Source organism: Paenibacillus polysaccharolyticus (assembly GCF_023714295.1).
Classification (GTDB): Bacteria; Bacillota; Bacilli; order Paenibacillales; family Paenibacillaceae; genus Paenibacillus; species Paenibacillus polysaccharolyticus_A.
On sequence record NZ_JAMAUN010000001.1, the window covers coordinates 1,054,478 to 1,067,411 of the forward strand.

At 45.0% G+C, this 12,934-nt stretch carries 9 protein-coding genes; 6 read left to right on the top strand and 3 right to left on the bottom strand.

What is annotated here, in order from left to right:
• The first annotated feature begins 93 nt into the window (after window positions 1-93).
• From M3629_RS05140 to M3629_RS05155, 4 genes are read left to right on the top strand one after another with little or no spacing between them, the layout of a single operon-like run.
• Window positions 94-999, top strand: coding sequence for a carbohydrate ABC transporter permease (locus M3629_RS05140; RefSeq protein ID WP_251503154.1), 906 nt, complete (start codon window positions 94-96; stop codon window positions 997-999).
• Window positions 999-1,823, top strand: coding sequence for a carbohydrate ABC transporter permease (locus tag M3629_RS05145; protein WP_154886269.1), 825 nt, complete (start codon window positions 999-1,001; stop codon window positions 1,821-1,823). The genes M3629_RS05140 and M3629_RS05145 overlap by 1 nt, the downstream gene beginning before the upstream one ends.
• A 5-nt stretch (window positions 1,824-1,828) precedes the next feature.
• On the top strand, window positions 1,829-4,384 hold the full coding sequence (locus M3629_RS05150; RefSeq protein WP_251503155.1) for a hypothetical protein: 2,556 nt from the start codon (window positions 1,829-1,831) through the stop codon (window positions 4,382-4,384).
• 35 nt (window positions 4,385-4,419) lie between these two features.
• A complete protein-coding gene (locus tag M3629_RS05155) occupies window positions 4,420-5,499 on the top strand; it encodes a glycoside hydrolase family 88/105 protein (RefSeq protein WP_251503156.1) in 1,080 nt (359 codons plus the stop codon).
• Between the two features lie 93 nt (window positions 5,500-5,592).
• Here the strand turns inward: M3629_RS05155 and M3629_RS05160 are convergent, their stop codons facing one another.
• Genes M3629_RS05160 through M3629_RS05170 form a run of 3 tightly spaced genes read right to left on the bottom strand, consistent with a single transcriptional unit; the run spans window position 5,593 to window position 10,002 of the window.
• On the bottom strand, window positions 5,593-6,603 hold the full coding sequence (locus M3629_RS05160) for a sugar ABC transporter substrate-binding protein (protein ID WP_251503157.1): 1,011 nt from the start codon (window positions 6,601-6,603) through the stop codon (window positions 5,593-5,595).
• A complete protein-coding gene (locus M3629_RS05165) occupies window positions 6,596-8,194 on the bottom strand; it encodes a response regulator transcription factor (protein ID WP_251503158.1) in 1,599 nt (532 codons plus the stop codon). Before M3629_RS05165 ends, M3629_RS05160 begins: the two co-directional genes overlap by 8 nt.
• A complete protein-coding gene (locus tag M3629_RS05170) occupies window positions 8,191-10,002 on the bottom strand; it encodes a cache domain-containing sensor histidine kinase (RefSeq protein WP_090920897.1) in 1,812 nt (603 codons plus the stop codon). The genes M3629_RS05165 and M3629_RS05170 overlap by 4 nt, the downstream gene beginning before the upstream one ends.
• A 247-nt stretch (window positions 10,003-10,249) precedes the next feature.
• Here M3629_RS05170 and M3629_RS05175 point away from each other — a divergent pair, with 247 nt between their 5' ends.
• Both M3629_RS05175 and M3629_RS05180 read left to right on the top strand, forming a co-directional pair.
• Window positions 10,250-11,275, top strand: coding sequence for an ABC transporter substrate-binding protein (locus M3629_RS05175; protein ID WP_251503159.1), 1,026 nt, complete (start codon window positions 10,250-10,252; stop codon window positions 11,273-11,275).
• Window positions 11,276-11,398: 123 nt separating this feature from the next.
• A complete protein-coding gene (locus tag M3629_RS05180; RefSeq protein WP_251503160.1) occupies window positions 11,399-12,931 on the top strand; it encodes a sugar ABC transporter ATP-binding protein in 1,533 nt (510 codons plus the stop codon).
• Window positions 12,932-12,934: the final 3 nt, after the last annotated feature.

Below are 12,934 nucleotides of genomic sequence, written 5' to 3' on the forward strand. Positions count from 1 at the left end.
TTAAACGTAAAGCCAAATGTTCATCACAACCGGGGGCTTAGCGATTCCAGTTAGGCCTCCCTTTCGTTTAATTTATAAGGAAGGGGCACGCAGATGAGTGAAGCACAGCGAACAAATCATAAAACATTGACCAAACAGAACAGGAAACTCGTTATTGCTCCGTATCTGTTCATACTTCCGAATCTCCTGATCTTTAGTACATTTATTGTCTTTCCCTCTTTATTGGGGCTGTACTATTCATTCCATGTCTATGATGGGTTGAATCCGATGAAGTTTAATGGGCTGGACAATTATTTGAAGATTCTGACGGATCAGGAGTTTTGGTCAACCATAGGACGAACAGGCGTTTATGCTGTCATTGTTGTTCCATTAATTTATGCAACGGCTTTAGGCATTGCGTTGTTGCTAGCGCGTGAGATACGGATGCGCGGTTTCTTCAGAGCTATCTTTTACTGGCCGACCATGATTTCTTTTATCATTGTAGGTTTAACCTGGAAGTGGATTTTCGGAGATTCTTTCGGCATTCTGAATCATCTGTTAACGATGGTAGGTGCAGAACCCGTAGGCTTTCTAACTTCATCTTTCTGGGCCAATACGGCCGTTATTGTAGCGACGGTATGGTCACGAGCAGGATTTTTCATGGTCATTTTTATTGCGGGATTACAAGCTATACCCACAGATTATTATGAGGCCGCTCGCTTGGATGGAGCAACGGGCACCAAAGTTTTTCGTTATATTACCTTACCACTATTGAAGCCGACAAGTTTACTCGTGGTTATGCTTTGTCTGATTGACGCGTTTAAAGCCTTCCCACTTATGTTTGCGCTTACAGGCGGTGGGCCAGGTAAAGAAACGACCTTTATTGTTCAATACATTTATGAGATTGGATTTAACAGGCAGGAATTAGGTCTTGCTAGTGCCATGTCTGTCATTCTGTTTATTCTCATCGGCGGATTCTCGGCACTTCAATTCCGCTTATCGAAAGGAGGAGCTGTCTGATGGTGATGAAACCTATGGCCAAAATTGCAATCTACAGTATATTGAGTGTGGCCGCAGTGTTATGGCTCCTGCCTGTGCTATGGGTTGTGATCTCTGCTCTGAAAACCAATAGCGATCTATACAGCTTTCCTCCTAAATTGTGGCCAGATCCAGTGACCTTCGAACATTTTAAGGCGGCATTCAAAAAAGGTGATTTTGGCTTGTATTTTATGAATAGTACGATCGTCACGATATCTTCAACGTTATTGCTGTTATTGATCAATTCCATGGCAGGGTTTGCACTCGCAAAATATCGTTTCCGTGGAAGCTCCATTATACTTATTGCTTTTATCTCAACACTTATGATCCCGATTGAGGTCATTATGATCCCAATCTTCAAAGTGCTAAGTGCACTTGGTTTATATAACAGCCTGCTTGCCATCATCATCCCGCCTGCAGCAACGCCGACAGGTGTGTTCCTTATGCGGCAATATTTGCTGACCGTACCGGATGAGTTGTTAGAAGCGGCTCGTATGGATGGAGCTGGCGAATGGAAAATTTACTGGAGCATTATTCTTCCGATAGCCAAACCCATTTTGGCTGTACTTGCGATCTTTTCGTTTATGTGGAGATGGGATGATTTTGTATGGCCTTTGATTGCAATCAGTGATCCATCCAAATACACCATTCAGCTGGCGCTCTCTAATTTTATTGGGGAATACAATGTCGATTGGGGAAGCCTGCTTGCGATGTCCGTTATTACGATGCTTCCGGTCTTAATTGTATTTATGGTTTTCCAGCGTTATTTTGTCAGCGGTATGATTACTTCAGGGATGAAAGGATGAGTTAAATGATAGAATCCACCCAGGGCAGGACGGATACGTTGAATTACAAGCCGATGAAACTAGGCGGAGATCAAGTGATCAATCATTGGTTGATCAGTGGTATATATACGGAGCCTGTTGCGTTTGTTCCAACAACGATGGAGGGAGATATTAATGATTGGCTTATCGATGGATTTGCTATTCACGAAAACCCGTGCAGGCAGGAGTTCGTTGAACATAGAAGATCACAGCCTGTATCCCGATTTTTCGATCAATGGAGTGAGTTCCCGAGTCCGGGAGATCGATTTCGTGGAGAACAGGGTGAAAAGCCATGGGAGATTTATTCTCCCTGGGGTAATCCGCGAGTAGAGAAATCAGGTTTCTGGTTTGTACCCACTCATCTACGTAGCTATGCCGCGACACGTCTGGTCTCTCCAACCGCTCATAAGGCGTCATTCCGAATCAAAACGTATGGAAGCCTGACACTGTGGATCAATGGAGAACAGGTCACGGATTTTGCGCCACTTGTTCGTAACAAGGAACAGGAAATCGTGATTCAAGCCGATCTTGTAGCCGGAATCAATGAGATTTATGCCTGCTGGGAGGATCTGGCTGAACGAGATACGATGTATGCTTTTGCCTTAGAATACCTTGGAAAAGAAGAATTGCAAGTTTCGTTGCCTATTGCTTCCCATTTGGTAGAGCCTGTGCGATCCGCCGAGCGTGCTCTGGAACAAGCTTACTTTCCTTCGGATATTTTTAAAGGCGAACAGATTAAACTGAAGCTTCCGCTTTCCTTGCCAGATATCGTCAGAGAGATGCGTGTTGAGTATGGCAATTTCTTTGATGGCACCGAAAATAAGACGATACAGATCGCCGAGAAGGAAGCGGAGCTGGTTCTGGGACATACCAATGAAATTGGACATCATTACGTCTATTTCACGCTGACCCTTTCGGTTTCAAACGTAGTCCTCACCAAAAAGTTTGGCTGCCAATCCTACGATACCCGATATGATGAGGCTGCTCAACAAGCCAAGGATATTGAAGCCCGCAAATTGCTGGCTCTGAAGTGTATTGCCGAGAAGGGTAGCTCTAACATTCACACAGCGATCGCTATGCTAAAAACAAATGGCAATGTGCAAGCCGCGGAGACCATGCTGTTAGAAGGTGTGGAGGGCATTGAAGAGCGGAAGGATTGTAGTGATTTTTATCTCGTAGGGCTGTTCCGGCTATGGAGAGATGAACGAGATAGCGGGTTGTTCAGTGAAGCATTCTGGGAGCGGGTAAAAGCAAGTATCCTGAATTATCGGTATTGGATCGATGAACCTGGCGATGATGTGATGTGGTTTTTCAGTGAGAATCATGCTTTGTTGTTCCATACGAATGAACTGTTAGCGGGGCAATTGTTTGGGGAAGAAATGTTCACGAATAGTGGTGAAACCGGTGAAGTACATCGTCAGAAGGCAGAGCAGCGGCTTGCTTTATGGTTTGAACGCTTTATGGAAGAAGGATTGGCTGAATGGAATTCTAGTGCGTACATTCCCATTGATGCCGTTGGACTCTTGCATATTTACGAGTTTGCTCAGAATGAACAACTTAGAGAGCAAGCGAAAAAAGCAATGGATTTGTTATTTTATTATATTACGATACAGATGCATCAAGGGGTAATGTCCACCACGTTTGGGCGTAGCTACGAGAAGGAATTGCTGGGGAGTTATGCCGCGGGGACAACGTCTATGTGCTGGATCGGTTATGGTGTCGGTCATGTGAACAATTATTCGATTAGTAACGTGGCTCTGAGTTTATCCGATTATATCCCTCCTGCGACTTATCAGGAACATCTCTTGCTTGAGGAAAATGAACAGTTAACGTTTACTAATCAGCAGGGCAAGGGAGGGTATGCCAAACTCTATCACTATCGAACAGCGGAGTACGCTTTGTCTTCCATTATAAACTTTAGACCTGGAAAATCAGGTTATCAGGAGCATGTTAACCATCTGTCCCTGTCGCCAGAGGCGCAGGTATGGGTGAATCATCCCGCAGAGATATACAAACATGGGGATGGTAGACCATGTTTCTGGGCTGGAAATGGTATTTTGCCTGACGTTGTTCAGCATGAAGCAATCGCTTTGATGATGTTTGATATTCCGGCAACGCATACTTCCGATTGGACACATGCTTATTTTCCTACGTCATTTTTCACAACATGGGAGAAACATGAGAATTGGTATTTTGGCTGTCTGAATAAAGGGTATGTGGCTCTATATGCAGCGAATGGAACGAGCATGGAGAAGAACGGAGTGACCAGAGAGCGTGAGCTTGTTTCCCCCGGATTGCGTAATGCCTGGATTATCAGAGCAGGCAATGAATCGCAATTCGGATCATTTAGCCATTTTATAGACCAAGTTCGTTCTTCCAGCCCGCAATTCGACAGTACTTCTCTGACGCTTAGCCTGACCGATCCGATATACGGTTCCGTTCAGTGGGGAATGAACAAACCTTTATTTGTCCAAGGAAAGGAAATCGTACATGCAGGTCATGGTGTTATGGGACAGTTGCATCTAGATAACATCAAACGTTGAATCGTGTGCAATAAAATCTGGGGAGTGAAACAATCATGCTGAATCAAGATATGCTTATGGAGAAAATAAGCAAGGTATCAGGTGCGATGAAATCGATGAAAAATACAAGCATCAACGAACAGTTTCCCATTGGACTGATCGACATTCATCTATGGGAATGGCCTCAAGGGGTCGGACTTTACGGTCTCCTTCAGCTCTATGAAGCAACCAACGATGCTGAAGTGCTTCGTTTTCTTGAATCCTGGTATGATGCCAGGCTGATGGAGGGACTACCCGAGAAAAATGTGAATACCTGTGCACCGTTGCTTACTTTAATGACACTAAGCCAGCTGACCGGAAACAAAGAATACGAACGTGTCTGTGAAGAATGGAGCAGCTGGATTATGGATGAACTGCTACGGACCGGAGATGGTGCGTTTCAGCATATGATCACGGGAGATGCAAATGACGGACAGATTCTGATCGATACCCTTTTTATGACGGTGTTGTTTTTAGCTAAAGCAGGAGTGCACTTTGAGAAACCAGCCTATGTGGAAGAAGCCAAGCGACAGTTCCTTGTGCATATTAAATATCTATACAATAAACAAACCGGATTGTTCTATCACGGCTGGGATTTCAATGAAAACCATAACTATGGTGCTGTTCATTGGGGGAGAGGCAATGCGTGGTACACGGCCGGAGTGATGGATTTTCTAAATATCATCCCCATTGAAGATGGGCTGAAGTCTTATCTGCTAGATACAGCGACTGCGCAAGTCAGAGCACTTAGCAAGCTACAGCATGAGGATGGCATGTGGCATACGGTACTGGATGATCCAGACTCCTATAAAGAAACGTCTGCAACGGCGGCGTTTGGATACGGAATTCTCAAGGGAATCCGGTACGGCTACCTGGATGAATCCTATCTTGATACGGGGATGAGGGCGCTTGAAGCCGTGTTGCAGCATATTGATGAAACCGGAGTCGTACAGCAAGTATCTTATGGAACACCTGTAGGGCATGATGCCCAGTTTTATAAAGAAATACCGATTAGTCCAATGGGCTATGGACAAGCGTTGACGTTATTTATCCTCATTGAGGGCTTGCGGTCTTCAGTCGTTGCAGAAGTGTCTTAAAAAAGATAATACTCTCTACATGATTCGATAAAATTTCACCCTATAGCGAAGCCCTCTGAAAGGGTATTTCTATAGGGTGATTTCAATTCGTTACTATTCAGATGGAAGTATAGTTTGGTTGATTTCCTTTATCCCGGTATTAATAAAATTCTCAACAGGAAGTCCCTCGCTTGCACGCAGCAACGTCTCAATAATTTTTGTTCCCCATACCTGCTCACTTTGCGAAATCACGGTTGATATCTGCCCATTTGACAGTCCTTTTTCGCTAATTGAATTGCCACCGAAAGCGATTAGATGCCGGTTCAAGCCTTTGGCTTTCCAAACAAGGGTAGAGGCGGAAACGGATACAAAATCCAGCCCCACCACTGCATTAAAATGGGGGTGTGCATCAATCATGGATTCAATATCGTTGACCGCTCGATCTTCATTGCCTTGATTGTATCTGACTTCCAAAATTTCGATGTCAGTGTCATTACGAATATAATCAATGAATCCGTCCAGACGTTGCTGTAGACCAACCATCTCTTCCATACCACTTTCGACTAGAATCATGCCTTCATTATTCAGGAGCCTGGCTGTGGTCTGAGCAAACTGTCGGCCCGTTAGATAATTATCCGCTCCAACATACGCCATTCGATCGCTGGAAGGTGCATCCGATTCAAATGTAATCACCGGAATACCTGCTGCCGTAGCTTTATGAATGACCGGTGTAAGCGCGGCAATATCAATAGGAGCGATGGCAATTCCGTCAACATGTTGTTTGATCATATTTTCCAGAATGCGTATTTGCTGTTCGGTACTTGCTTCGTCTGGCGCGTTGACGGTAAGCGTCACGTGATGTTTTTCAGCAGATTGTGTAGCATCCATTGTGATCATCTCATATGTCGGATAGGTCATCGGATAGATGATTCCGAAAGTTTTGTTTTTGGACGCGGATGCTTCCTCAGCTGTAGCAACATATTGGATTACTTCCCTATTTTTGGGATGTGAATCACCTGAATCCGAATGGATCGTTGAACTCGAAGGGGCTCTCGTGCAAGAGGTTATCGATGATGCAAGCAAGATTAACAACAAGAACCAGCCAGCACTTTGGAGCTTACTCATACATCGGCTCTTTTCTCATGTCCACAGATGATTCATCGGGTACCACGGCCCCCCGTGTGCGATATTCCTTGGGCGTAAATCCGGTTGTCTTTTTGAATATATTTGAAAAATAGTGTGGATCATTATATCCAACCTTGAATGCAATCTCAAATGTCTTGTTGCTCGTTGTTTTCAGCAGTTCTTTGGCTTTGCCGATTCTCACTTGGGTTAAGTATTCCGTTATGGTCTGACCGGTTTCCTGGCTGAAAATTTTACTGAGATGACTTGGGCTAATACGCACATGTGCTGAGATACTCTTCAAGGAAACCTGCTCGTTATTGTATTGCCCAGACACATACGCTTTGACCTGATCAATGACATCACTGTATTTGCCAGAAGATGCTGCTCTTCGCTGCCATAATTGATCGAGCAGATCACACAAGTATCGGGTACAGGCCTCCCAGCTTGTAATTCCCCGAATCATCTGTTGCAAGCTCCGAATGTTTTCGTCCGGGTCAGCGCCCATACGAAAGATTTGATTCGCGATACGGAAGGATTCAAGAGTAAGATCGTTTAACAAATAAACGCCATACGACGAAGAATTCCAGTCCATCGACTGTAATGGAGCTGCAAATTCTTGTACAAAGCTGTCACGTAGATGGGGGTCACCAATCTTGAGAAATTCAAGAAATCGACTGCGATCTAACAAAATATTCATTTTCTCATCCAGGTGAATCTCTCGTAACGAGGCTTTGTTTTGCTGCGTCAAACGCGTGATATATTTGTCTTCATCTGCTTCCAGATAGGAAACATGAATGCCTTGCAGGCGTTCCTGATGACTTCCAATGCCAATAACGACACTGCAGTTGAATTGTTGCTCCAGATCCAGACGTATCTGTCCTCGAAGCTGTTCCAGATAAGCCATAATACGGTTTTCGGAGCTGGATTTAAGCAACAGCACCCGTTCCGTCCGGCTACGAATGTAAGAGAGAAATTCCACATCAACGCTACAGAATTCCTCCAGAATCCGAAGTGTTTTATTTAATAATAACTCCGAATTTTGAGAATCATCATGGGGTCTGATATCCAAAATGACTATGGTGTAGAATTTGGCAGAAAGAGATAGTGAGAGCTTTTTGGCAGAATCGATGGCATCCGATGTACCGATGAGTCCCCCGCACAGATCGGCGAGCAATTTTTCTTTGGTCATCGTAAGACTGGTCAGTCGTTGTTCTTCTTCATCCATCTTCTGGCTGACTTCATGCAATATCTGAAGAAGTTCTGTTGCGCTGACGGGTTTAAGACAATATTCGGTAACGCCAAGCCGGATTGCCTCCTGAGCATAACTGAACTCATCATGTCCGCTCATAATAATGATTTTGATATGAGGTTTTTGCGCACGGATGATAGAGGCCAGCTCTAAACCGTTCATAAACGGCATTTTAATGTCGGTAATGAGAATATCAGGTGCCCATTCTTCGATTAAGGGTAAAGCTAGCTCCCCATCCGGTGCATCTCCGCAGTAGTGAAAACCTTCCTTTTCCCATTGTACGCTGTTGCGTATGTTCTCCCGAATCCCGATCTCATCATCGACAATCATTACCTTTTTCAATGCTGAACCTCCTTGCTTTTGGGGATGCGAATCTGAAATGTACTTCCTTCCATATACGTGCTCTCCATCTCAACACCATAGGATGGGCCGAAATAGAGACGAATGCGATCATGCACATTCAGCAGACCAAACCCGCCGTCTTGCTCATTTTCTTGAGGAGAACGGGAACCAGCAGGTTGATCTAATTTTTCTCTCAACTGTGTCAGTTGTTCGGTGTTCATACCAATGCCGTTGTCACGCACCGTGAGCACAATGCTTGTATCGTCCGAGTATCCCTGAATCGAGATGAGTCCTTGACCTCGTTTATTTTTAATGCCATGGTAGATGGCATTTTCGATCAGAGGTTGTAGTGTCATTTTCAGAATGGGATACTCTTGAAGCTCATGTTCGACCTTGATTTCGTATGTCAAAATATCGTGATACCTCATCTGCTGAATGACCAGATAATTGCGCGCATGTTCAAGCTCCGTCTGGATCGATACCCAATCAAAGCCTTTGTTCAGACCCAACCGAAAGAACCTGGAGAGCGCCTGAACCAGCTTGATCACACTTTCCTTTTTTTCGGCTTCAGCCATCCAGATAATGGACTCCAGCGTATTGTATAGAAAATGCGGATTAATCTGCGCTTGCAACGTTCGTAATTCGGCTATTTTGACTTGTTCATTTTCTTTGATGCTTTGGTCAATCAGCGTTTTAATTTTCTCCAGCATGATGTTGAAGCTTTGCCCTAAATCCGCGATTTCGTCCGAACCGGTAGGGGTGACTTTGACCTCCAGATATCCGCTAGCCGCTTTACGCATCTTGTTCATGAGAATTTGTATGGGATGAATGAGTCTGTTATTCAGGAAAAAATATAAAGAAATCGCAAAAAATGCGCTTAATAAAACACTGATGATAATTAGCTGGCGAATGCCATTGGCCTCCGTAATAATTTCCTGAAAAGGCGCAGCTCCGATGATTTTCCATCCCGTCTGCCTGGATGTACTATATACGACAAACTGCGGTTTCGAGCCTGCGGACAAGTTGAAGCTGTCTTGCTCTGCGTGTAGAGGCACGGAATTGATCTGGTTGATGATGGCGAGAGACGCCTCGCCCGCAGGCGGTGTGAAAAGTGTTTTCCCATATTGATCGTTAATATAGAAGAAGCCGGAATCTTTAATTTTCGTCGTTGTCAAAAAATCATCAATGAATGAATCATTCATATCAATCACAATAAAGCCGATGACTTCATGTGTAATGCGTTCCTTGACGGTTGTCATAATTGAAAGCGCATTCTCTTTTGGGTACGCGAATCCATCCAAACGGTTATATTCAGCATAAGGTGCAGCATGAGGAATTCGCAAAATAGCGTTTGGGTACTGTACCAGATACTGAAAATAGGGATTGCGAAGCGGGTTACGCTCCAGCTTGAATACTCCTTTTCGTTCGCTGATGCCTTTGCCATAGAAGTTAACAAATGAGATGTTGAGTACCTTATCGTATTTGTAGGTTTCACGGTAAAGATTGTAGGTCTGTAAAATAGCCTTGGCTTCGCCATACGACTCGGATTGTGCGTACAAATACTGTAGAACTTGTGGATTCTTGCCCAGTTCTAGTAGCCGCTCCGTATCTTCAAACATGATGTCAATATTTCTGGCAAGCTGGTCCGCAGCCAGTTGGGTGGAGGCTTTGTTGTGATTCGATACAACGGTATATGACTTGTGGTACGAAATTAATCCAACGATAATCAGCGGTACAGAACTGAGGATGATAAACATGCTGAGTAATTTAAGTCTGAGGCTTGAAGCTATCCACCTAACAAGTTTCAACGTATTCCACTCCATCTGAAGGAATCAGGATCTAAAGGTAGCATTATTATAACATGAATTTGAACAATGAAAGCGTATCGCAAAATAGTACACCATTCACTAAAAAAATTACACGTTTATATGACATGTCCTCCACAATTACTAAATTATTACATAAAATTCGCATCACATTCCATGTTAGTAAATGATGTAAGCGTTTTATAATGTGATCACACCACACAAGGTGAACTGAAAAAGGGAGGATCACATGATGCGAAGCAAAAAAAAGTGGGGACTCGCCATCACACTGGCGATGGTTATGCTTGTAAGTACAGCGTGTAACAGCGGTAATGGGGCATCTGGTACAAATCAAGCGAGTTCTGGAGGAGATAGCGGAAGTGCACCTGCGACTTCCAAGACGATTACACTTGGTTTTTCTCAAGTAGGAGCGGAGAGCGGCTGGCGTTCAGCCAACACCAAGTCCATTCAGGACTCAGCCAAAGAAGCCGGGTATGATCTGAAATTCTCGGACGCGCAGCAGAAACAGGAAAATCAGATCAAAGCCTTGCGCTCCTTTATTCAGCAGAAGGTGACTGTGATTGCTTTTTCTCCGGTGGTGGAGTCTGGTTGGGATACGGTCTTAAAAGAAGCAAAGGATGCAGGCATCCCGGTCATTCTGACGGACCGCGCCGTAGATTCACCGGATAAATCACTGTACAAGACGTTTATCGGTTCCGACTTTGTAGAAGAAGGACGTAAAGCAGGCCAGTGGCTGAGCGATAAGTATAAAGATGCACAAGAGGAGATCAATATTGTTGAACTGCAAGGTACAACAGGTTCTGCTCCAGCGAATGATCGCCAGGAAGGTTTTATGGAGATCATTGGTTCCAATGCCAAGCTGAAAGTGATCGCGTCCCAATCCGGCGACTTTACACGTGCCAAAGGGAAAGAGGTTATGCAGGCTTTCCTCAAAGCTCATAAAAAAATCGACGTTCTCTATGCACATAATGACGACATGGCACTTGGGGCCATTCAGGCCATTGAAGCTGCGGGGTTAAAACCTGGTGTAGATATCACCATTATCTCGGTTGATGCGGTGAAAGATGGTATGCAGGCAGCAGCAGATGGCAAAATCAACTTCATCGTGGAATGTAATCCGCTGCTCGGACCTCAGTTGATGGAGGCGGTTCAGGCTGTGGTGGATGGCAAGGAGATTGAGCCGCGCATTGTCACGGAAGAAACGACCTTTACATCGGAGCAAGCCAAAGAAGCACTGCCATCACGGCAATATTAAAAGCAGCTGCGGTTAACACCGAAAAGTCATTTTTCGACCTCACTGTCGCTAAATGACTTTTTTCTATCCCAATCGGATGGCCGTTTGAATGCGAACGGCTTCTACAATAAAGGAGAGATGGATATGGAGGATCATCACGCACCGATCCTGCAGATGACGGGGATCACCAAACGTTTTCCAGGCGTTAAAGCACTCTCTGACGTCAGCTTTCGCCTGTTTCCGGGTGAGATTCATGCATTGATGGGTGAGAATGGAGCGGGAAAATCAACATTGATCAAAGTATTGACAGGGGTATACTCGATTGACGAAGGCACGGTGACGATGGACAGTCGAACGCTTGCCATATCAGGGCCGCTAGAGGCTCAAAAAGCGGGGATTAGTACGGTATATCAGGAAGTGAATCTTTGTCCGAATCTGACGGTAGCGGAGAACATTTATATCGGGCGGGAGCCGATGAAGTATGGCCGAATCAATTGGAAACAGATGAACCAGGATGCGGAGAAACTTTTACGTGAACGATTAAATCTGGTCATCGACGTGAAAGCGCCTCTGCAGTCTTATTCGGTAGCGGTACAGCAACTCATCGCCATTGCAAGAGCACTTAGCATCTCGGCTAAAGTCCTTATTTTAGATGAACCCACTTCCAGTCTGGATAAAAATGAAGTGCAGCAACTTTTCCAGATTATGCGCAAGCTGAAAAGCGAAGGACTGGCGATTCTGTTCGTCACGCATTTTCTTGACCAAGTGTACGAAATGTCGGATCGTCTGACCGTGCTCCGCAACGGGGAACTCGAAGGGGAATACATTGCTTCATCGCTTCCACGTATGGAACTCGTACTCAAGATGATTGGTAAAGAACTCGAAATTCTAGAGGATCTTCCTAAGCAAACGATCGAAGGGAAGTCAGAGACAGAAGTAGACGCAGACGCAAGGGAGATCATGATTACCGCAACGGGATTGGGACGAAAAGGAGCGATCGACCCATTCGATTTAACGATTCGTAAGGGCGAAGTTGTGGGTTTGGCTGGATTGCTCGGATCAGGTCGTACGGAGATTGCTCGTCTGATCTTTGGCGCAGATCGTGCGGATGAAGGCAAGCTGACGGTAGCAGACACAGGTAACTCAGTAAAGTCACCGCGGCATGCGATTGACCAACATATTGCCTTCTGCTCGGAGAACCGCAAAACCGAAGGCATCATCGACGATCTGACGATCAGGGAGAATATCGTTCTTGCCTATCAGGCGACACGAGGCTGGTCGAAGCCTATATCGCGCAAAAAGCAGGATGAGCTTGCAGAGAGATATATCAATCTGTTGCATATTCATCCTAAAAATCCGGAGCAGCTGATCAAAAACCTGAGTGGTGGCAATCAGCAGAAAGTATTGCTTGCGCGCTGGTTATTGATGAATCCCGATCTGCTGATCCTTGATGAGCCTACACGCGGTATTGATATCGGGGCTAAGGCGGAAATACAGAAGCTGGTGCTCTCATTGTCGAAGCAAGGCATGGGTGTTCTGTTTATTTCGTCGGAGCTGGAAGAAGTGATTCGGGTTAGCGACCGGGTAGCGGTGTTGCGAGACCGGAAAAAAGTAAAAGAGCTCAGTGGAGAAGAGATCAATCAGCAGCAAATTATGAAAGCGATGGCAGGAGGTTGACGT